Raw genomic sequence first — 21,305 nt, 5'->3', positions numbered from 1 at the left:
AAACCTCGTCTTTTCTACTAAATGAAAAAGCAGCCTTGGTTCAATGAACTAAGGCTGTTTAAATCTTGTTTTTAATTTTTTCTAACAAGATCTCGTTTTTTGAGATAAAATCGGTTCCCCGTAATAACTATGACCTACATTGCTGAAGGCTATTCAATATACTTGTTTATAGTTTTATTCTTGGGAAGAAACCCGTTAGGAGAGAGTCTTATGCATCATCTAACTTTGTCCATGGGGCTTAAGGGGTTTAGAGGAATTTTGGTCCTGGTTTTAACGAGCATGGTTGTAATCTTTATCTTCAAACAATTATTCAGAATAGCTTCCGTTCTTGCTATTGTTGCGATACTTCTTCTTATTGGTTTGCCCATCTTAAATTTAGCTTTTCATCTTATCCGATAAGTCCAAGTTTACATTAATTACCGATAATCATAGCTCTGTCAAAGGCTAACCGCTTCCTTATATCCGTAATTTCTTCAAAAAAGTCATTAGAGCTGATTTTTGGGTGATTGTGATTCAACGTTTTATTAATAACTTGCCTTGACAAACTCCCCCTCTTTTTAGCTTGATGATATCGGTTGGACTGATACGTCAATTCACGTCTACCCCTTTTTGGGTTACGAAGTTTAAGCTTTCGTACCGGACGAATAAGGCTAATTGGTTTTATTTCCTCGACCCGTTCATTCATGCCTTCTCACTCCATTAATCATTCTATACCTTTTCATGGGTTCATCAACTAAGTCCTAGTAATCACCTTTAAAGTAACCCGTATGCTCCAATTCATAAAGTAAAACATTCGACATATCTAAACCAATCATATCCCAAAATCTCTACAAATAATACTCTTAGCTTTTGCCATATTCATATATTTAATAATTAATAACTCTGCCCAATTAATTTGATTTATGCAAGTGAATAATTGGACAAATATACTATTGCAAATTTTGAATGATTTAAAAAGTAATGTTCTCAAGAAAAATCGTGGGAAATAAAGAAAGGAAAGATATACTTGAAATGAAAGCAATTAAACAAAAATTACTTGGTGGGATTGTGACGATTTTAACATTGGTTTGTGTCTTGCTGCCGGCTAAAACGGTGGCGGCAAGTAATCAGATAGATCCGAGTATGACACGTATCTATGGCAATGATCGATATGAAACAGCTGCCAAAGTAGCCGAAGTGGGCTGGGCAGGAACTTCTAATTATGCAATCTTATCTGCCGGCATGGATGCAAATCTAATAGACGCTTTGACAGTAAGTCCGCTTGCGGCCAAGCTTAATGCACCGATATTGCTAACTGAAGGAGACTCCTTAAATAACTTTGCCCGGCAAGAACTAACTCGACTCGGCGTTAAAAAGGTCTATATCACAAGCGGTGCCGGCGTTATTCATCAACAAGTCATAGACCAAGTAAAGGCCATTCCAACGGTAACAGATGTGGAAGTACTTGGCGGGATTGATGCCTCACAAACCTCGGTAAATGTAGCGAATGAACTGGCCAAACTGGGGGTACCTATCAGTAAGGCAATTGTTGTCGGCGGAAATGGCGTAGATGCCCTATCGGTATCATCAATTGCGGGAGCCCAAGATATTCCTATTCTATACTCCCCCGGAAAGACTCTCTCCGGCTATGTGAGCGCCTACTTAAATGGTATAAAATCCGTTCTCACTAAAACCTATATTATTGGCGGGACCGGAGTCATCAGTAATACAGCAGCATCCCAACTATCCGGCACGGTTGAACGAGTAGCTGGTCAAGATAAATATGATACCAATATACAGGTTTTGCAGGCCTTTGCCGGTATTTTGAAATACAAAAATACTTATTTGGCCAATGGAGACACACTCGTTGATGCTTTAGCTGTTTCACCACTGGCAGCCAAAAGCGGATCACCGATCCTCTTAACATCACAAACCTTGCCCTCTGCAAGCGTGTCCTATGCCCAAGCCAATTTATCTCCTAATGTGATCGCCTTGGGGGGGGAAGTTGTTGTTCCTTCCAGTGATCTCACTCAGCTATCATCTCAGCAGGTTATTAGTCAAGATGGCACGACCCAAGGGGCGACAGACTCGACGAATCGAAGTCAAATTAATTCAGCACTCAAAATAACAGGTAATAGTGTAATCTTAAACAACTCAGCTGCCAACGATAGCATCTATATTCAAGGTAATAATGACACGTTAAACAATGTAGAGACGAAAGGAACAATATTTGTCGATGTTGATTCAATAGGGACGGTCAATCTGGAAAATGTAACGGCGGCCAATATTGTTATCCTCTCCGGAGCTTCCAACAGCATTGATCTTCAGGATGTGACGTCTAATTCACTGATTGATGCAAGCGGCGCCAGTGTCTACCTGATATCAAGCGGGACAACAAACATATCCCAGACAATATTTACCTCGTCAGCCAATGTTGATACTACAGGCGGGGGATCCTTTGGTCAAATAACCATCTCCAATGCCTCGCAATTAGACCCAACTCCTTCTGTAGAATTCACAGGAACGTTTACGCAGCCGCCCATCACTGTTAATGATTCAGCTTCCGTTGTAGTGGCCCCTAATGCAAGCGTTGCCAATGTCGTTGTGGCTGCAGAAAATTCAAGTCAAACCGTTACGCTGCAAGGTCCATTCACCAATGTAACAGTAACCAGCCCGTCCGCTATACAACTTGGCAGTAATACAAGGGTACAATCCTTGACCAACAACTCCAAAACAAGCATCACTGTACAGACATTGGTCAATAATTCGCCCACAAACATTGCAGTACCATCATTGTCTTCAATCACCGGCCTCAATACCGGCGTCGCAGTCGTCTACAACGGCGAAGATTCCGGCGCGAGTTCCAACCAATATGGAAATGACTTTTATATTGGACAATTAGGTTATGGAACACATCAGCATTTTGAAGCAGGCGGCGATGATGCAGGCGGGAAGTATTTTAACAGTACAGGTGCTTCAAATGCCACGCAAATCTACGGTTATTGGTTAATATCGGGCATGAGTATGGCCCCGGCGGGAGCTTCGGCAACAGCCTGGGGACAACAACAAGCACAAGCGGCAGACAAGGCATTTAATGATATGAGTCAGTATTACGGCTCAAAAGTGAAACTTGTTCTCTTTGCGGATGTTGAAGCCATCGGCGGCGGTTTGGATGCTCAAGACTATACCAATAATCAAGCAATCTATACGGCCTTTGTCAATTGGCTAAAGCAAAACAGTACGGTAAAACCAGGCACCTATTCCAGCCCCCACGAATGGAATACTCAAACCATGGGAACAAATTTTGTACCGCTCACGCCCGGAAATTATTGGGTGGCAGATTATCCGGGGGGCACACCCGATCAAAGCATTCTGACTACATCTAATCAGTATTGGGTAGAATTCCCTCAAACGAGCGAACAAGCTCAAATCTGGCAATTCGAGGGCACACCGGATTATGACGTGGCCAGCTTTTTACCGGGCTAATTTTAAGTTTTAAAATGAGACAATAATATTGGTTACGTGTGTCTCGATGAGACATTGGATATTATAGGTGTTGCGGTAATGCCTCATGTAATCTATCTTCATTCACAGTTGGTTCAAGCCAGAAACAACAAAGGCCAGACAGATGAGCAGAAACGGAAACATTTACGCATGGAGAGAATCGACATTGCCATCGCCATGAATATTGCTTTTCTCGTCAATGCCGCTATGGTTATTGTCGCGGCTTCGGTTTTTTTCAGAAATGGCATGGTGGTAAATACAATCGAAGAGGCCCATAAATCATTAGCCCCCCTTCTGGGTTCTCTTTCCAGCGGGGCATTTGGGATCGCCTTGTTAGCATCAGGGCTATCCTCCTCTGCGGTTGGCACATTAGCCGGTCAAACCATAATGAAAGGTTTTGTCGGCCTGAGTATTCCTGTCAACATCCGGAGAATAATCACCATGACTCCGGCCCTGCTAATCATTGCCTTAGGGGTTAACCCCATGTATGCTCTTGTTATGAGTCAGGTTGTTTTGAGCTTCGCTCTGCCTTTTGCAATTGTCCCAATGCTGCTAATTACTAATCGTAAAGACTTGATGGGCATTTTCGTTAATAAACCTCTGACCAAGATATTAGGCTGGCTTATTACGGCTTTAATCGTTGGTTTAAATGCAGTTCTGCTTTACCTGACATTTAGCGGAAGCCTTTAGAAAGATCATTAGCGAGTCTCAGCAGCATATGGTTCAGATAGTATAAATACAGCCGGGATGCATATTAAATGCCCCGGCTTTTAATAACTAGTTACTTCCTGGTTGAGCAAACTTTAACTCACCTGCAGAGATTACCTAAAAGGCTCTTGGCCTGACCAATAGTTAAAGGAAGATCAGAAATACTCAATTTTCCATCTCGGGCGAGAAGCTCTGCCAGATGGGCGACCCTGGGCAATCTCAGGTCAATTCCCCGAATAATCTCCTTATGATTAAAAACCTCTGCGGTAGTGCCTTCCAAGATAATCTCCCCTTTGCTTAACAGATAGACACGATCAGCAAGCAAGGGGACAATGTCAACGTCATGAGTCGCAAAAATTAGTGTTATCCCCAAATCTTTATTTATTGCATTAAGTAACCCTATGAGCTTGCTTACACCGCGTGGATCCAGGGCAGCGGTCGGCTCATCCAATACCAAAACTTCCGGTTTCATAGCTAATACACTTGCTAAGGCAATGCGCTTTTTCTCGCCGCCGCTTAAATTATGCGGACTTTTATTCTCATACCCTTGCATGCCGACAACTTCCAACGCCCAAGCAATAGCATTTTCCAAGGCTTGCCCGGAAACGTGCATATTCATAAGGCCGTAGGCTATTTCTTGACGAACCGAAGAATTAAAAAGTTGATCATCAGGGTCTTGGAAAACCATACCGATAGTGCGCCGGATTTCCGGGAAATTCTCTTTTTGCACCGGCAAATCTTTAATGGTCACAGTGCCTGAAGTGGATAAGAGGAGTCCGTTAAAAAGTTGAAAAAGCGTGGACTTACCGGCACCATTCGGTCCAAGGATGGCGATTCTTTCCCCCTTCATTACTTTAAGATTAATGTTATTAAGTGCTTGGTTTCCATCATTGTAAGTATAACTCACACCCGAAGCCTTGATTAGTTCCATGTGTCTTCCTTTCTTAACTAAATAATTATGTTAAAAACTACTAAGGCTGCTAATAAGGAGCCCCCCAACACTCCAGTCTGCCTATCTGCCGCAGAAATGGGGGTAGTAAAAAAGGAGGCACTTGTGCTGTCTTCGTTGTACCCTCTGGAAAGCATTGCTTTATAAATTCGAATACTGCGATCTAAGGAATTTGTTAAAATATACCCTGCCACTTTACCAATATCCCGTGCCTGATGCAGCCATGAACTACTGTCACCCATCCTGCTTAGTTGTGCTCTTCTCATGTTATGACTGGTTTCTGTCAAGATAAAGACATAGCGATACATCATTGCCGCGAGATCTATCATCACATTGGGAACTTTACAAAGACGCAGCGTTTCTAAGATCTCAATCATAGGAGTACTAAAGGAGAGAATACTCCCAATTGTCACTGCGGCCATAATCCGCAAGACAACGAGAAAACCTAGTTCCAGCCCTTCCTGATAGGCAGTCAGTCTGATGGGACCTAAAGTAACAGCAAATAAATCATGTCTGCCATTGGTGAACATCAGACTGAGAAACACGAGCCAAGCGATTCCAAATGGAATAGAGAGACGGATGAACAAATGACGCCAGGGCAGATTCAGAGTTCTAAACGATGCTAAAGCGATAAGCCAAAGACCGGCCAACAGATACCAATGATTAAGAGTCGTCGAGACAATGACAGCACTTAAGAATAAGATTGTTTTGACGCGGCCATCCCAACGATGCATAGGGCTATCGGCAGCAGCGATTTTATCTATAACTGCTAATTCCATAGTTATTCCACCTCTTGGGTTTCTTCGTCATTAATTGGTTTGCCAAATAGCTTTTCCCAATGGTGACCGACAATTAAGCCCGCAAAAAAATTGGCAACGGAGAAAGCTCCAATCTGAGCATCTCCAGGCAATTCTGCAAAAGGATGATGTTCCCCTTGAGTTACCTTTGTGGCAAGATTGTTTTCTATCTCATCGGTTCCGGCCGCATCCATGTTATGGCTTGCCATGTATTTGCCGGCTCCAAAAATAAAAAGCAAGAGAACAAACATTATGGACAACATGACTTTAGTATAGGAATCGAACCATTTAATTTCTTGGTTTGATGTCTGTCCCTTACTGGTAACTGCCATTTGGTTTCACCTCCCGGCTTGTTTTAGGAAGAAGTTTAATCCCAGGCAGCAAATCAGGCCGGCGATTAACCATCACTTGAAGAACTGCTGCTGTAAAAACAGCCTCAGCTATAGCCAAAGGCAATTGAGTGGGACCATAACCCATAAAAAAGATCATCCACTGTTTAAGCAACGGTACATTACCATGTAGACTCAGGGCAAGTTCAAACGAACTTGTTAAGTAAGTCAATATGTCACCGACAAACCCTGCTGCCCCTGCAGCCAGCCAGAGAGGACTTCGTAAAGAACGCAAAAGTTTCCAAGTTATGTAGCCGGAAATACCTCCGACAATTCCCATTGAAAATGTGTTAGCACCAATGGTCGTGATACCACCATGACCCAAAAAAATAGCCTGAAAAAAGAGAACGATTGCGGAAATTACTGCGGTTGCCAGGGGACCCACAATAATTGCCGCCAGAGGCGTACCGCATGGATGGGAACAAGAACCTGTCACCGGCACTGGGAGGTGCATTGCCGAAATCACAAAGACTGCCACACCAGTCATAGCTAAAAAGGGCTTATAGGCTAAATTTTCTTTGGCCTTCTTATTAATTTCTTTTATTCCCGGGATAATAAATCCGGTAGTGACGGCGTACCATGAACCCCAGGCCAGGGGAGAGAGAATACCATCTTCAATATGCATCCCAAAACCTCCAATGTATAGAATTCAAAATTATTAACAAAATAAAAAAATCCTTCAACTACCGAAGGATTTATGTTCAACCAGTATTCAGCAAAATCGAGAACACAGTCATACACCTCCCTAACTTCCCGTAGGTAGCTTTATGCGGAAGAAGCAGGTCTCCTGGCTCAAGATCCACATTAACTCACGTCTTCCCAGCAAATCCAGTGACACATGTGAGTTAACTCCCTTTTACAGTGGCGGGCACCGCGTCAGCTTTTAACTGACTTCCCTTTTCAATGCTTTCCCTCAAGAAAGCATCACTTATTCCGTATTATTCAGTTTTTTATATTGTAACATAAAACCTATTCCTTTGCCTAGTTGACCTCTAAGAATTTTAAACGACGGCATTTTTCTTCATGAATTAACTTTAATGTCATAAGTAACACGGAATAATCAAGCTGAATACTCTAGATAGTAGGCTGTCTAAAAGTAGAATACTGGGGGTTAATGCGCTTGAAGGAAGGTAATGGTTTTGGGGGATAATCTAGAGATACCGAATTTTTTATGTCCAAATTGTGGACAGCTTAGTAAATCGAATCAATGGGCAACAATATCATGCAAAAAAAGAACAATCACGGTATCGTTCAATTTCAGGAACAAGCCTAAGAAATCTAAGAACCTTGTGTGCCCGATGTGTAAAAAAATCTGTAACTACCAAGATGTAATTGAGATAACGGCAATAAATTAAAGTGGAGCCAATGATTAACTGGCTCCACTTTAATTTATGAATCCACTGTCTTATATTCAATTATTCATTGAGGGGCGGATGATATGGTACGCTTGTAACCAGAATATTTTTATGCAGGAGAAGCAGTAGTTTCATTAATTGTCCGGTTTGATTATGCAAGAAGTTCTGCCATATTTTTGGCGGGACAAATTCTGGAATCACAAGGGTAACAGTGGAAAATTGAGGATCTTTTTCAAGCTCATCAACATAGTGTAATAAATCCTGGACTGTAGCCCTATAGGGTGATTCCACAATAACTAACTCGATTTGAATATTGCTTTTCTCCCAATGTCTTCGCAGTTTTTCCGCCCGTTCTTTGTCCGATGCAATGTGAATGGCCGATACTTGAGGACTCAGTTCATATCCATATTGCAGGGCCTTAAGGACGATTCTATTCAAGTCAAAAACGGGGACTACTATTTTACTTCGATATTCGGAAAGCTCAACGCTAGAACGTCGATTCCTAACCCTAGTGATTTCTTGATTAAAAGTTTCGATATCTTCCATAGTAGGCTTAATAAGCTTAATTTCTCTCTTATAAACATTTGACACCATGTTAAAGAATAGCATCAGTAAAGGAATAATAATAGCTACCAGCCAGGCTCCTTCGGTAAATTTTGTAATTAAAAATATCATAAACATTAAAAACGATACGATCCCGCCAAACAAGAATATTATTAAATCCGAATAGAATGTTTTAGGTTTTGTTTCAAGGCAATGTTTGGCCAGGCCGAAACCAGTCAAAGAAAAACTTATAAATACTCCAATAGCATATAAGGGCAACATGCTATGGGTATCTCCGCGAAACACAATAATTAAGATGAGACTTATAATGCTCAATGTCCAAATTCCGGCACTGTAAACCAGCCTGTCACCAAGATTTTTGAAATAGCGAGGGGCATATCCATCACGAGCCATCAGACTTAAAAGAATCGGTAAACCTACAAACGGTGTATTCGCGGCAATAACAAGAATAATTGCGATCCCTGCCATGAGAATATAGTACATAATCGTTTTGCCGAAAATTAACAAACCCAATTGATTAATAATTGTATTATCAGTGCTTGGTATAAGATGGTATTTACTTGCTAGGAATACTAAGCCAACAAGCCCGGCGGCTACGATGAATCCAAGTACGAATAAAGTATGAATAGCTCTTTTCTGAGATGGCGCTTTAAAAGCCGTTACACCATTGCTTACTGCTTCCGTGCCTGTTAGGGCAGTAGTACCCGCCGCCATAGCCTTCAAAAAGACAAACAGGGTTAAAGTTTGGGTATTTGCAGCAATAATTGCCTGAGTATGCATGGGAGTTACCCCAAACACAAAGACCTTAAATAAGCCATATCCAACAAGTGCGAAAATGCTAAGTATATACGTATAGACCGGTAAGGCAAATAAACGGGCAGACTCTTTCAGGCCGCGCAAGTTGACCACAGTCATAAACAATATGATCAGACAATCTGCAAGTACTTTGTGCGAGGTTACCCCAAACCAGCTAAAAACTCCAGTCAAATTCTCAACTGATGAACTAACACTAACGGCCACAGTAAGAATATAATCAACGCTTAGACTGGCCCCGGCCAGTAATCCCATTTTCTCTCCCAGATAAGCGTTAGCAACAGTATAAGATCCTCCGCCTTGAGCGTACTTTTGAATGGTACGTCGATAGAGCATTAAGATACTCATGAACAACAGTACAATAGCAATGGTAACCTTCATCGAAGCATTATACCCCGCTGTACCGGCTAAGATGAGTACGTAGAGAATTGCATCAGGAGCATATCCCTGTGACGATATAACGTCCGAACCAAATATAGGGATTCCTCCAAAGACACCCACTTTTTGGTGTTCCGCACTTTGGGTTTCGAGAGGGTAACCAAAAATTAATGTCCTTAATTTTAACCACATTAATTTACCATTGGCCGAAGCCATACTAACACACCCTTCTTTTGAAGATTCAATCCTATGGATTATGTTACTTAGAAATAAATTTCTTTACTCTTTGATACGTTACTCTTTACTCTTATACTTTGCGCATAAATACCTGACATCATACTCTCCCTCAACTTTCAATGAAATAGCGACTCTATGGTAATACATAGAACAAATTTTGACAACTAGTTTTAGATTACCAATGCCTTATTATAGCTTAAACTAGAATAAATAAAGTGTTAAGAATATCAGTTAAAGCATAAGGAAACCATAAAAACATCGTTAACAATAAATTTAATATTCTACAATTTTACCTCTATTAAAGACCCCTACATCAATTTTTAATGCAGCGAAGACGCCATACGGCGTCCCCTCCAAAGTTTCTATTTGTGAAAGATAATCTAAAAGACAATCCCCATAGCGATTAACAATAAGATAATAACAACAACGATTCCTATACCGGCCCCCCAGCCGAAACCGCCGCCACATTCTCCGCCTGCAGCTCCAAAAGCCATGACTATAATCCTCCTTTTTATTCTTTACCCAATCCTATTAATCATAATGGTAATTTCGCCCAGTACATTCTATGCATGCATTCGTCCATTGTCCACAGTCGGAGGACTTATATAGATAAAATCAATTAATTTGCTAACTCCGTGCAGTTCTGTTCTTATAAGCTAAAATGATACCCAATTATTATCAGAATAAGTCCAGATAAAATCACCCCAAATCCACTAATCCTTGGGTCAAATACTGCATGTTTTTTAAAATTGGCATAATAATTGGTTAGCTTCCGTTCTACTTGTAAGCTTTCGATATTAGCAAAAGATTGATATTGGCTTTCGTTTCCGCCAAGAATACGGCTGCCCGAGGCTTGACCAGTTATGCTTGACATGCCGCCTACTGCAACTATTACAATTCCAATCCAAAATAGATTTTCAAAAAAACCAAAACCGTAAAGTTTGCCAATGATTAATGCCAATACAGATGAAAGAAATATAGAACTAACCATATACAGTAAGGCTTTAAAGACTTTATTCTTCATCGATACCCCTCCTTATAAGACATTTATTCTACACTCCGAACCTTAATAATCTTTACAAATTAATATTTTTGTCTTACTTTCCTTCTCTGGCTCAGAAGGAGATTTGAGGCTTCTAGGAGAAAACTATTGAGACTTTATAAAATGTTAAGTCTTGTGAAATGAGGACAGGCAGGATGCGTTCAAGGAAGAAAGTTCGTGGGCTGAAAAGAAAATGTAAAGCAATGATCAGGAAGATTGAAAACTATACTTTTAATATTCCTCAGAAAAACAGCAGGGGGTATTGGCATTTACATTTACCGGTAGCGGAAAATTTTATCGACTCAACGGCAACTCCAGGCTCCGTCCGACGATTATATATTCAAAAACTTATAGAACGAATAGTATATCTCATTAATATTCGAGAGGATAATGGTACTTTCAGCCGAATTGTTGCTGCAATCAGCCTTCCTAAGTTATGGGATTCTCAGATAATTATATTCAATAGCCAAGAGTATTTCGAATCTTTTTTTGAGACAAATTACTTCGAACAAGGATGGGTATTGTTGCCATCATCCAGGGACTTTAAAACTAATTGGAGTTTAGAAATTCCCAGAAATCTAAAAGTTGAAGGTTACAAGGCAGCAATCAACTCTGAAAATTATAGTCATTCTGGAGAAATATGGTTTATAGGAGAACTCTAGCTGTCTTTTCTTAAACAAAACGATTTAGTTATCCTTCCCTTATAAGCTAAACGTTTTAATACGTGACACTAATTGGTTCGACATATACCAATCATTATAAACCAATTCAATATCAGTAATATGAGTAAGACCAAAATCATAATCACGATAATTGTTGAGACATTCAATAAATCGATGATGATCAGCCACCGGAAACCCTTGAACCATTATACAGGAGGGAGAGGCTGTTATTCCTTTTAAAATGTATTTTCAGCGGATTATTATGTCGTATTGTTTACTTGTTAAGAAATTATCAACCTCAAAGTTGTTCTCCTAAAACCTTTTGATAGAGTCTTCCCATAACGTGTCATAAATCATTTTAAGATTTGCCATTCTTTTGTTCATTCCTTCTTAGAATCCATTTTAAACAGTTATTCTACACCATGTAAAAATATTCCTTCCAAAATGAACTAGGTGACAAACTGTCACCCAAGATCCGAGCCAATCAAGTCCAAGAGCACCCTATTAAAGATCCCTCATAGACTGCAAAAAGCTGTTAATAGCAAGCAATTATAATCAAAACCCCAAAAAACAAGAAGCGAATACTTACATAGTATTCGCTTCCTAATGGGTTGTTTTAGATATTGTCGGTTTGGTTTTATGATCATCGCAACGGTCTGCTAGTTTTAAAGATTCCAGTCCAACATCAGTTAAAATGGTGTCAACTATCTTTTTTTCCTGTGCTGTCATACTGTTCTCATTGCCCCCTCCAATTCTGCTTGTTCACCTAACTAGATTATTTTATAAGGTTTATCCTTAGTACAAGTATATCAGGCAAATGTGAACAAACTGTTAAAGCAAAATAAATTTTTAGTTTAGGTTGAAAACAAATAGAATTAGGATATCCAGCTTAAATTAAACCAATACACGACTGTTAGGCTCCCATAAACTGATAGACAAAGCCGAGGCAAAACCCCGGCAAGTTCTTGGTAAATTATTTTTGTTCAGAATACTTCATACTTCTTCATTTTGTATCCTATTGTGTATAACGATTTTATAGACTTGACCGTTGCATTATCTTTCAAGCCTCCGTTTTTCGCCTATGAACTTTCCAAATTCATCGTCGCCTACTTTAGAAAACCAACCGACGGCACGGCCAAGCCTGGCAAGAGCGATCATAACATTTGACTCGGCCCCGCCTAAAGATTTGCTGAAGCGATTGACATGGCGTAAAGGCCCAGAAACTTCCGGACTAAATACAACCATGGATTCGCCGAAGCTAACAACATCCATTGCTATTTTCGCCACCTCAATATCTGGCTTTTCTAAGTTTAAACAGTGAACTCCTTCAGCTAAAGCTGAACATCGGGGCCCACTCCCTCCCCACTTAGAGAAGCGGGAGTCTCACGATTGGATCAAAACCTTATAGTTCTATAGACAGTTAAACCAAGTATCTCTCTAAGGTTAATCTTACAGAATCAACACCTGAAACCATCTCTTGAAAATAGCCTTCGATTTTTTCTCCCAGTCCCACATCATATAAATTCAGACCAAATAAATCTTTATTAGACAATATTGGCTGCAATTTACCACCTACAGAATCAGAATCCCCAAGTTTTATACCGTCCAGAAAAGAACGCAGCGGTTCCAACAGAGGATCGGGGCTCAATCTCATTTCCTTTCCCGCATCATCCACTCCCAACAAGTAGCGGCACCATCCGGCAATCACTAAAGGGATATAGGTGAGATCAGTAGGCTCCAGATCCTCATGCTTTTGGTAAGCTTTAATTGTCTCTCCGAACCTTATACCCACTTTCTGTGAGGTATCCGTCGCAATTCTTTGGGGAGCATCAGGAATATAAGGGTTTGTCAACCGTTGTTCTAAGACCTCACGAAGAAATTCCTCCGGATTTATGATACCCGGGTCCACGACTACAGGCAGTCCTTCTTGATACCCAATCTTTTCAACCAAACGGCGAAGACTCTTGTCCTTCATCTCGTCGGCAATGAGAGTATATCCTAAGAGACAGCCAAATACCGCCAGAGCCGTATGCAGAGGATTTAAGCAGGTGCAGACCTTCATTTTTTCGACCTTATCCACCGTCTGTCTGTCCGCAAAGAACACCCCTGCGCGTTCAAGAGGCATGCGACCGTTGGGAAAATCATCTTCAATCACCAAGTACTGTGGCCCTTCGGCGTTGACAAAAGGAGCGATAAAGGTATTTTTCTTAGTACAGAGGATTTTGGTACCGGTAAACCCCAAAGATGTCAAAGCATTTTGCACCGCTTCTGAAGGCCTTGGAGTAATCTTATCAATCATCGTCCAAGGAAACGTTACTTTAGCCGGATCATTTAAATAGGACAGGAAGTCCTTTTCCACCAGACTATTCTCTGCCCATTTTTGAGCAATCGTTACCACAGCGCTTTTAAGTTTTTCCCCATTGTGAGAACAGTTGTCCATACTCACAAAGGCTAGAGGAAGCTCAGCGTTTTTAAAACGGGCATAAGCCAGAGAGGTAATTTTAGACATAAGGTGACGGGGCTGCGCCGGCCCACGCTGCATATCCGTCTCGACGTCGGAATAGTATTTCCCGGACATCTCCTTTAAGCTATAACCTTTTTCGGTAATTGTAAAACTGACCATTTGCAGAGAAGGTTTCTTGAAGATCTCTATCAGTCTTGCCCAATCCTTAGGACGTGCCGGGTCTCCCACCAGCCCTTCACTAATGCTGCCGACCACTTTATTCTCCAAGGTCCCGTCAATATTCATCGTAGATAATAGACTTAGATTGTCAAAGGGTTCGTAAATTTGATCAATAATCTCCCAATCATACGCCTCAACGGCTGCAATCCCGGTATCTGCCATTCCCGTATTAAGAAGTGTTTGCTGAAGTACAGCGATAAATCCACGGAATATATTTCCCGCCCCAAAATGAACCCAGGCTGGATTATCTCTCGTTGCCCTAACCATATCTTCATATTGAAAGCCTGGTAATTCAATACCTGATTCTTTCCATGGCTTGTCGTTCTTTATGCTTTCTCTGCTTAAGTTGAGCATCGATTTTGTCCTCCCTATTACCTCGACTCAAATGAGCCCGTGCTGTTTTGATCTTTTCTACAAACTGTTTAGCTATAACAGTTATGGACTCATATCGCCTTTTCCAGCTCCCCCGGTCAAATTCCCTCCGATACCCACTGCCATCGCTCCGGCTTCAATCCATTCGCTCACATTATCTCAATGTCCAAAAAATCTTTAAAACAGTCCCACATTGGCCAGGGTCTTCATTTGTTCTAATATACCATCTTCATGATCGTTAAACCACCATAACGTCCATATCATTCCTAAGACGCCAAGAACCAAGAAATCCGCTTGCCATCCCCACTTCAAGGAGATAAAAGCAACGATGGGTGCCGATAGAGCTCCCCCAATAGGGGCCCCTCCATTACATATGCCGACAGCTGTGGCCCTCTCCTTAAGCGGAATCCAGTTATTCATTGTTTTGTTGGTCGTAGAGGTAAGCGGCCTTTCACCGAAGCCGAAGAAAATACGAATAAAAAAGAGCGAAATAAAATTGAATGCCCCTGCTGTCAGCGCACAAAAGATAGACCATACTGCCATGGCGTAACCCATGACTTTCCTTGGGCCAACCACATCTGATAAAAAGCCGCCCACAAAATTAAAAATTGCATATCCGACAAAAAAGCTGCTTAAGATTAGACCCGAAGCAAACGGCGTCAAGGCGAATTTCTTGGACAGAATAGGCAGGGCAACGGACATTGCCGATCTATCGACATAATTGATAGCATTAGACAAAAATAACATCGTGACGATGGTCCAGCGATATTTCTTAAACATCTATCATATCCCTCCATAGTAATCATTAGCCCTCAGATACAACTTCCTCTGGAGATTGCATCCCAAAGCCCTAACAAGTAATTAGCTCCTATGGCCCTGTCATATAGTCCGTAGCCAGGTCTCCCCTTCTCGCCCCAAATCATACGACCGTGATCCGGGCGAAGCGGCCCTGTAAAGCCGATTTCATAAAAGGCTTTCATAATTTCATAAATATCAAGAGAAGAGTTCTCATCCTTATGAGCCACTTCATTAAAAACACCCGGTTGATGAATTCGGATGTTTCGCACATGACCAAAGTGAATCCTTCCCAGTTTGCCAAAATGGCGGATAATCTCGGGTATATTATTTTCCGGATTAGCGCCTAATGATCCAGTACAAAGGGTTATACCATTATAAGGACTATCCACCAAATGAATAAGACGATCCAAGTTAGATTTTGAAGTAATGATACGGGGAAGGCCAAAAACAGACCAGGGTGGATCATCCGGATGAATCGCCATTTTTATGTCACACTCTTCAGCAACAGGAATAACTCCCTCAAGAAAATATTGCAGGTTCTTAAAGAGCCTGTTTTCATCAAAGTCACGATACATTTCAAAGAGGCCTTTTAATTCTGTTAATCGTTCCTTCTCCCAGCCAGGCAGAACAAAACCATTTGAACCTTTTTCCATCTCTTGAACAAGAACCCTCGGATCTAGATTTCGCAGCTCTCGATCATCATAGGATAGAGCAGTTGATCCATCCGCAAGTTCTTTGGCTAATTCTGTGCGGGTCCAGTCAAATACAGGCATGAAATTGTAACAAACAACTTTTATTCCTGCCCGTGCAAGATTCCGCAGTGTCTTATTATAATTCTCGATATAGAGATCACGGCTTGGCAAACCTAATTTTATATCCTCGTGGACGTTCACACTTTCAATGGTTTCAAAAAGCAAGCCATAGTTCTCGATCTCCTGCTTAACGTGCATAATTTCTTCTAACGGCCAAACGTCTCCCACTGGGATGTCAAATAAAGCTGTCACGACTCCTTTCATTCCAGGAATTTGCTTGATGTAGGGTAAAGAAACACTGTCATGTTTGTTGCCATACCAACGAAAGCTCATTTTCACAGGTTCTATCCTCCTCGACAAAATATAAAACTGAAACCGGAATTCACACCCCTTTCTCGAATTTATACTAATTATACTACCATACTAGTAGCGTTAGTCAAGATTTCTTTAAGCTAATGAATGCAGAAAATCACCCCATTTTGGAGGACAATTAGTCCATTTCCCAAGAATGAGGTGATATCCAATGCCTTTATAATTTTAATCATGTTAATTAATCATGCTAATTTAAACAAAATAATGACGAAATTCAACAAGTAAATCTTTAATATCGATTCGAATCTTATTTAAATGTTTCTCTACAGTACTGGTACCCAGTGATGTATTTTTTTCTTTGATGGCTTGAACTAATTTTTTATGTTGTGATAAAAGCTCAGGCCAATCATGTTTAGCTGCAACATTTAACATTCTTACTCGATTATAATGGGTACTGATTTGTTGGATAAGTGACCAAATACGCCCTTTCTTACACCCTTCAAAGATACATCTGTGCAATGCTTCATCAAGTTCAAAAAACTTTAAATAATTTTCTTCTTCAACACATAATTCTTGGAGAGTTATATTGGATTGAAGCTCAAATAACTTATCAGAAGGGAATTCTTTAACCGCTAAATAGAAGACTTCTTTCTCAACTGTTTCACGTAAGAAAAATGACTCTTCAACATTCTCGACGTCTAATAAAGAGACCCTAGTTCCCTTCTGAGGTAATATATCCAACAAATATTCGCTTTCCAGCTGAATAAAAGCTTCCCGGACAGGGGTTCTGCTTACATTTAACAACACTGAAATATCTTTTTCTGATAAGGCACTACCTGGAAATAACCTTAAATTCATGATATTTTCTTTCAAACATCGATAAACATATTCACGGGTTGACTCGTAAGGCAATCGTTCCGTTATAACGATATCCATAAGATACTCCCATCTTTTTGTACTAGTATACCAGTTTTTAACTGCACATCCAACTTTCGATTACTTAAGTAACATCCAGAACGCCAAATACTCCGGCGTCCTATTCTCATAACTTAAAATACCCTAAAGAAAACTTAGCTGACCAAGCGCAGACCAATTGCACTACTAGAAGAAATTTGAAAGAATTATTAACTAAAGTTACGCTTTTTCTAGCAGAACAAAAGAAACAACCTCAAATTAATGAGGTTATTTCTTCTTTATCAGCTTACTAACATAAAGCATTATTTTAACTCTTTGTAATAATCATTAAGGCGTCTTATTCCAGAATAGAGACAAACCAGGTTTTCTGGCACCTGGCTTGTTGCTTTTGAGATCGTTTTGTTTGTTAACCATAAGAAGATCCAATTTAAAGAGTTTCTACCACCAAAAGCCCCCCCAGAATGGACGCCAAAATGGAACACCAAAACCGAATCCCCAACCCCATGGTCCAAAGAACATATCATTCACCTCCAAACTCCTCATTACTATAATATGGAAATTGCAATGACATGTTCTAGTTGGGGACAAAAATTATCTCTCCGTCTGAATAGCCACGATGCTTGAGGCGCCATATTTGTCCCTCAGACGCGGTTTTTCAATCTTACCTGTGGGGTTTCTGGGAACTTGGTCAAAAATAACTTTGCGCGGACGTTTGTAACGCGGCAACGGAACACAGAACGATAATATTTCTTCTTCACTGCACTGACATCCCGATTTAAGTTCGATGATCGCTACAGCAATTTCGCCCAAACGCTGATGGGGCAACCCAATCACCCCAACATCCTTGATGGCTTGATGAGTACGAAGAAAATCTTCAATTTGAACAGGGTAGATATTCTCTCCGCCGCTGATAATCACGTCTTTTTTGCGGTCAACCAAATAGATAAATCCCTCTTCGTCCATCCGAGCCATATCTCCTGTAAACAGCCAGCCATTTTGGAGGGCAGCTGCTGTTGCTTCAGGATCATTGTAGTAACATTTCATAACACCCGGGCCTTTGACCACTAATTCGCCTACCTGGCCCTGAACTACATCACATCCATTCTCGTCAGTTATCTTGACCTCCCAATTATGGCCAGGTATTCCAATAGCAGCAACTTTATGGATGTTTTCCACGCCCAAATGGACACAGCCCGGACCGATGGATTCGCTTAAACCGTAATTTGTATCATAGAGATGATTGGGAAACAGCTTCTTCCAACGACGAATTAAGCTAGGCGGAACCGGCTGTGCACCGATATGCATTAATCGCCACTGGCTGATTTCATAATCTTCCAGCCTAATCTCTCCTCTGTCGATGGAATCGAGAATATCTTGAACCCAGGGAACCAAAAGCCAGACAATCGTAATTTTTTCCTCTGATACCGTTTTAAGGATCCAATCAGGCTTTACTCCGCGCAAGATTACGGCTTTGCTTCCGGAGAGCAAACTTCCAAACCAGTGCATCTTGGCACCGGTATGATAAAGCGGAGGAATCAACAAAAAATTATCTTCCCTAGTTTGCTTATGATGCTCTAATTCCGTATAACATGCGGAAATCAGGCTGCGGTGATTATGCAGAATAGCTTTGGGAAACCCAGTTGTCCCCGACGAGAAGTAGACTACGGCATCATCATCGTCCTTAAGAACGATCTCCGGTGCTTCAGAGGAACAATTAGCAGTCAGGCGGTCATAATTTTCGGCAAAGGAAGGACGGTCTTCTCCAGCAAAAAACAATGTTTTCACTCTGGGTATCTGGTCGTAAATCGTTTCTACCCGCCCGATAAATTCAGGACCAAAAATTAAAACAACGGCTTCGGACAAGTCGAGACAGTATTTAATTTCCTCAGCCGTGTAGCGAAAGTTTAACGGTACTACGACAGCTCCAGTTTTCAGTATTCCAAAATATATGGGCAGCCACTCCAGGCAATTCATGAGCAAAATAGCAACCTTGTCTCCTTTTTTTATTCCCCTCTTTAACAGAAGATTGGCCAACCGATTTGCTTTCTCTTCAAAAATTCCCCAAGTCATTTCACGACGATATTCGCCCAACGGGCTATTTTCAATCAATTCATACTCACGCCAAGTGACATTGTGACGTTCTTGCAAATCCAGATTAATTTCCTTAAGACACAGTTCCTTTCCATACAACTGAGCATTGCGCGATAGAAGTTCTGTAATGGGCATTTTCTGTTCCTCCTGTTTTCTCATCCTTGGCTCCAAAGACACCCAGCCAATCCACACTACAGGAGTTGCAGTGTATCGATCAGCTCGTCCGCTTATTGTCACGGCCAGCGGCTGCCTTGTTTCACTTATGTTAGAAGCCAAAGACACTGTCTTCGTATGTATTAGTCCTTCTTGCCACATACAACCGAAGGTTATATTTTCCGATTGTCGACCAAAATAAATCGAATTTCTAAAATTCCAATCCGCTGGCAAGCAGAATATAAGCTAGGGCAGATACTACCAAGGTTAAAGCAATTGAAAACAAAAAGGCAACTCTGATAACTTTGTTTTCTTCTCCTAACTTGTCAATGGAGGCTGCCGCGTTTTGCAGCTTAGCCGGAGAAATAACACTTGCCAGCCCGCCGCCGAATGCCAAAGCTGCGGTAATTAGGATAAGTCCGTAGACATTCATTTTTAAGTTCTGACCAGTGGTCAACGTATATTTGGCAAACATACCGATGGTCGAAGCTTCACTTCCGGTAATAAAACCTCCCAGCAAACCAATAAACCCGGTAACGGCTCCATAGGCAGAGTGAAACGTTTGGGCAGAAGAGTCGGCCAACAGGGTAATCATGCTTTTTACAGCATATCCCTTCTTCGCCATATCATAGCCGGACATATTCATTAACTCACCAATGGCAAAGAAGATTGCCGCCGAAAATACCGGGCGGGGAGCCCGTTTACTCCAAACTTGGAGAGTTTCTTTCAACTGGGTAGACGTCGGACGCAAAAAAATCATAGAAACAACTGTACTGACGAAAATCCAAGTATAAGCGTTCCACAAAGCTCTAGTTGCAATAGGAGAACCATCTGCCGTGATTCCGGTCACCGAAAGCAGAGCAGTACGGTAAAGATAATCAAATATTGGCTTAGGTATGTTTAAAGCAAGAATGGTGACAATTAACAATATCCAGGGCATAAGGGCTTTCCACAGTGGATATTCTTTTTCGTAGGCCAGCTCTTCCGGAGTTAACTTGCTTTTGTCAATAATCTTCCGGCCGGTAACCAGCAAATAGATAATCATAGCCACGATGACCCCGAGACCGCAAAATATCCCCGTGAGCGTAACAAAATTATCGTACCGGTTTGTAACAAAAGACACAATCCCAATGACGATACCGGTAATGAGGCAAGGCAGCCACCCTTGTTTAACTGCCTTCCATTGACCCGCAATCCACAACATACAGAATCCAATGAGAGTTGAAACTATAGGAAGAAACATAAAAAAGACCCTGCCCGCATCACTAAGAGTGATCGGCGCATGACCCAGTTTCGTGAAAAATCCGTTGGCAATATCAACGAACACGACAACCGGCGCACCTAGCAGGGCATAGGTACAAAGGGAATCATAACCTATTGACGGAAGGGCTATTGCAACATAGGTTGAATAGCCCATCGCGATAAGAATTGGAGGAAGAAGGGATACAGGAGTTGCTCCCACAGCAACCATTAAGGTGCCAAAACCAACATTAATCAACATAATTTGGATAGCTTGATTTTCACTGGCTATTGTTTTGATAAATATGATAACTCTTTTAAGGGCCCCCGTCCTTTCCATATAGGCCATTTGAAGTAGTGAAGTGAGCACAATAAGAGATACGGGAAAGGATTTAATAAGCCCTGCAACAGTTGAACGGAGGATAACCTCCGGTGAAGTTCTAAAAAAGAGATACGCAATCACTGAAACGGCCAGCCAACCTATGATCCCACTAATATCTGCAGATTTCTTTCCAATCACGAGCATGCAAAATATGATTGCTATTGGTAAAATTGTCAGCAATAGAGACACATTAGTATTAACTTCTCCCATACTACCATCCTCCAAATTTTA

The 21,305-nt window shown here is 41.2% G+C and carries 19 protein-coding genes, 1 pseudogene and 1 riboswitch; of the genes and pseudogenes, 4 read left to right on the top strand and 16 right to left on the bottom strand.

Annotated elements, in window-relative coordinates:
* The first annotated feature begins 210 nt into the window (after positions 1-210).
* The gene (locus DESACI_RS07325; RefSeq protein ID WP_014826549.1) at positions 211-399 is read left to right on the top strand and encodes a hypothetical protein; all 189 of its coding nucleotides are present in this window, start codon (positions 211-213) and stop codon (positions 397-399) included.
* A gap of 13 nt (positions 400-412) precedes the next feature.
* Here the strand turns inward: DESACI_RS07325 and DESACI_RS07320 are convergent, their stop codons facing one another.
* Positions 413-685, bottom strand: a complete 273-nt coding sequence (locus DESACI_RS07320) for a hypothetical protein (protein ID WP_014826548.1) — start codon at positions 683-685, stop codon at positions 413-415.
* 326 nt (positions 686-1,011) lie between these two features.
* Here DESACI_RS07320 and DESACI_RS07315 point away from each other — a divergent pair, with 326 nt between their 5' ends.
* Both DESACI_RS07315 and DESACI_RS07310 read left to right on the top strand, forming a co-directional pair.
* Positions 1,012-3,465 carry a cell wall-binding repeat-containing protein gene (locus tag DESACI_RS07315; RefSeq protein WP_014826547.1) on the top strand — a complete coding sequence of 818 codons (2,454 nt, stop codon included), beginning with the start codon at positions 1,012-1,014 and terminating at the stop codon, positions 3,463-3,465.
* 60 nt (positions 3,466-3,525) lie between these two features.
* A pseudogene (locus DESACI_RS07310) lies at positions 3,526-4,173 on the top strand (Nramp family divalent metal transporter); the annotation flags it as partial.
* Positions 4,174-4,291: 118 nt separating this feature from the next.
* On the opposite strand, the gene DESACI_RS07305 reads toward DESACI_RS07310, so the two are convergent.
* The 6 genes from DESACI_RS07305 to DESACI_RS07275 form a co-directional block, all read right to left on the bottom strand.
* Complete coding sequence (locus tag DESACI_RS07305) at positions 4,292-5,122, bottom strand: energy-coupling factor ABC transporter ATP-binding protein (protein ID WP_014826546.1); 831 nt, start codon at positions 5,120-5,122, stop codon at positions 4,292-4,294.
* Between the two features lie 17 nt (positions 5,123-5,139).
* Entirely contained in the window at positions 5,140-5,919 is a 780-nt protein-coding gene (gene cbiQ, locus DESACI_RS07300) for a cobalt ECF transporter T component CbiQ (RefSeq protein ID WP_014826545.1), read from the bottom strand.
* 2 nt (positions 5,920-5,921) lie between these two features.
* Entirely contained in the window at positions 5,922-6,269 is a 348-nt protein-coding gene (locus DESACI_RS07295) for a hypothetical protein (RefSeq protein WP_014826544.1), read from the bottom strand.
* On the bottom strand, positions 6,253-6,951 hold the full coding sequence (locus DESACI_RS07290) for an energy-coupling factor ABC transporter permease (protein WP_014826543.1): 699 nt from the start codon (positions 6,949-6,951) through the stop codon (positions 6,253-6,255). Before DESACI_RS07290 ends, DESACI_RS07295 begins: the two co-directional genes overlap by 17 nt.
* Positions 6,952-7,086: 135 nt before the next feature.
* Positions 7,087-7,273, bottom strand: a riboswitch (cobalamin riboswitch).
* A 468-nt stretch (positions 7,274-7,741) separates the two neighbouring features.
* Positions 7,742-9,652: an APC family permease gene (locus tag DESACI_RS07285; RefSeq protein ID WP_014826542.1), complete on the bottom strand. Its 1,911-nt coding sequence runs from the start codon at positions 9,650-9,652 to the stop codon at positions 7,742-7,744.
* A gap of 670 nt (positions 9,653-10,322) precedes the next feature.
* A complete protein-coding gene (locus tag DESACI_RS07275) occupies positions 10,323-10,697 on the bottom strand; it encodes a hypothetical protein (RefSeq protein WP_014826540.1) in 375 nt (124 codons plus the stop codon).
* Between the two features lie 173 nt (positions 10,698-10,870).
* Between DESACI_RS07275 and DESACI_RS07270 the strand changes: the two genes are divergently transcribed.
* Positions 10,871-11,377, top strand: a complete 507-nt coding sequence (locus DESACI_RS07270) for a DUF3916 domain-containing protein (RefSeq protein ID WP_014826539.1) — start codon at positions 10,871-10,873, stop codon at positions 11,375-11,377.
* 39 nt (positions 11,378-11,416) lie between these two features.
* On the opposite strand, the gene DESACI_RS24480 is transcribed toward DESACI_RS07270, so the two are convergent.
* The 9 genes from DESACI_RS24480 to DESACI_RS07230 all read right to left on the bottom strand — a co-directional run bounded on the left by DESACI_RS24480 (position 11,417) and on the right by DESACI_RS07230 (position 21,284).
* A complete protein-coding gene (locus tag DESACI_RS24480; RefSeq protein WP_158310157.1) occupies positions 11,417-11,584 on the bottom strand; it encodes a hypothetical protein in 168 nt (55 codons plus the stop codon).
* 396 nt (positions 11,585-11,980) lie between these two features.
* Positions 11,981-12,106: a hypothetical protein gene (locus tag DESACI_RS25415; protein WP_282434157.1), complete on the bottom strand. Its 126-nt coding sequence runs from the start codon at positions 12,104-12,106 to the stop codon at positions 11,981-11,983.
* Positions 12,107-12,430: 324 nt separating this feature from the next.
* Positions 12,431-12,649 (bottom strand): PfkB family carbohydrate kinase, encoded by a 219-nt coding sequence (locus tag DESACI_RS07265; protein ID WP_014826538.1) that lies wholly within the window; start codon positions 12,647-12,649, stop codon positions 12,431-12,433.
* A gap of 148 nt (positions 12,650-12,797) precedes the next feature.
* Positions 12,798-14,414 (bottom strand): mannitol dehydrogenase family protein, encoded by a 1,617-nt coding sequence (locus tag DESACI_RS07260; RefSeq protein WP_014826537.1) that lies wholly within the window; start codon positions 14,412-14,414, stop codon positions 12,798-12,800.
* Positions 14,415-14,609: 195 nt separating this feature from the next.
* Complete coding sequence (locus DESACI_RS07255) at positions 14,610-15,212, bottom strand: MFS transporter (protein WP_083845561.1); 603 nt, start codon at positions 15,210-15,212, stop codon at positions 14,610-14,612.
* Between the two features lie 32 nt (positions 15,213-15,244).
* A complete protein-coding gene (gene uxuA / locus DESACI_RS07250; RefSeq protein ID WP_014826536.1) occupies positions 15,245-16,321 on the bottom strand; it encodes a mannonate dehydratase in 1,077 nt (358 codons plus the stop codon).
* 225 nt (positions 16,322-16,546) lie between these two features.
* Positions 16,547-17,230: a GntR family transcriptional regulator gene (locus tag DESACI_RS07245; protein ID WP_014826535.1), complete on the bottom strand. Its 684-nt coding sequence runs from the start codon at positions 17,228-17,230 to the stop codon at positions 16,547-16,549.
* A 570-nt stretch (positions 17,231-17,800) separates the two neighbouring features.
* On the bottom strand, positions 17,801-19,435 hold the full coding sequence (locus tag DESACI_RS07235; protein ID WP_014826533.1) for a class I adenylate-forming enzyme family protein: 1,635 nt from the start codon (positions 19,433-19,435) through the stop codon (positions 17,801-17,803).
* 229 nt (positions 19,436-19,664) lie between these two features.
* The gene (locus DESACI_RS07230; protein ID WP_014826532.1) at positions 19,665-21,284 is read right to left on the bottom strand and encodes an L-lactate permease; all 1,620 of its coding nucleotides are present in this window, start codon (positions 21,282-21,284) and stop codon (positions 19,665-19,667) included.
* Positions 21,285-21,305 lie beyond the last annotated feature (21 nt).

This window comes from Desulfosporosinus acidiphilus SJ4 (assembly GCF_000255115.2).
GTDB lineage: Bacteria > Bacillota > Desulfitobacteriia > Desulfitobacteriales > Desulfitobacteriaceae > Desulfosporosinus > Desulfosporosinus acidiphilus.
This window is presented reverse-complemented; position numbering and strand designations above follow the sequence as displayed.

Coding starts and splice junctions, on each gene's coding strand:
- DESACI_RS07325 (WP_014826549.1), top strand. CDS start 211: ATGCATCATCTAACTTTGTCCATGGGGCTTAAGGGGTTTAGAGGAATT.
- DESACI_RS07320 (WP_014826548.1), bottom strand. CDS start 685: ATGAATGAACGGGTCGAGGAAATAAAACCAATTAGCCTTATTCGTCCG.
- DESACI_RS07315 (WP_014826547.1), top strand. CDS start 1,012: ATGAAAGCAATTAAACAAAAATTACTTGGTGGGATTGTGACGATTTTA.
- DESACI_RS07305 (WP_014826546.1), bottom strand. CDS start 5,122: ATGGAACTAATCAAGGCTTCGGGTGTGAGTTATACTTACAATGATGGA.
- cbiQ (WP_014826545.1), bottom strand. CDS start 5,919: ATGGAATTAGCAGTTATAGATAAAATCGCTGCTGCCGATAGCCCTATG.
- DESACI_RS07295 (WP_014826544.1), bottom strand. CDS start 6,269: ATGGCAGTTACCAGTAAGGGACAGACATCAAACCAAGAAATTAAATGG.
- DESACI_RS07290 (WP_014826543.1), bottom strand. CDS start 6,951: ATGCATATTGAAGATGGTATTCTCTCTCCCCTGGCCTGGGGTTCATGG.
- DESACI_RS07285 (WP_014826542.1), bottom strand. CDS start 9,652: ATGGCTTCGGCCAATGGTAAATTAATGTGGTTAAAATTAAGGACATTA.
- DESACI_RS07275 (WP_014826540.1), bottom strand. CDS start 10,697: ATGAAGAATAAAGTCTTTAAAGCCTTACTGTATATGGTTAGTTCTATA.
- DESACI_RS07270 (WP_014826539.1), top strand. CDS start 10,871: ATGCGTTCAAGGAAGAAAGTTCGTGGGCTGAAAAGAAAATGTAAAGCA.
- DESACI_RS24480 (WP_158310157.1), bottom strand. CDS start 11,584: ATGGTTCAAGGGTTTCCGGTGGCTGATCATCATCGATTTATTGAATGT.
- DESACI_RS25415 (WP_282434157.1), bottom strand. CDS start 12,106: ATGACAGCACAGGAAAAAAAGATAGTTGACACCATTTTAACTGATGTT.
- DESACI_RS07265 (WP_014826538.1), bottom strand. CDS start 12,649: ATGGATGTTGTTAGCTTCGGCGAATCCATGGTTGTATTTAGTCCGGAA.
- DESACI_RS07260 (WP_014826537.1), bottom strand. CDS start 14,414: ATGCTCAACTTAAGCAGAGAAAGCATAAAGAACGACAAGCCATGGAAA.
- DESACI_RS07255 (WP_083845561.1), bottom strand. CDS start 15,212: ATGTTTAAGAAATATCGCTGGACCATCGTCACGATGTTATTTTTGTCT.
- DESACI_RS07245 (WP_014826535.1), bottom strand. CDS start 17,230: ATGGATATCGTTATAACGGAACGATTGCCTTACGAGTCAACCCGTGAA.
- DESACI_RS07235 (WP_014826533.1), bottom strand. CDS start 19,435: ATGCCCATTACAGAACTTCTATCGCGCAATGCTCAGTTGTATGGAAAG.
- DESACI_RS07230 (WP_014826532.1), bottom strand. CDS start 21,284: ATGGGAGAAGTTAATACTAATGTGTCTCTATTGCTGACAATTTTACCA.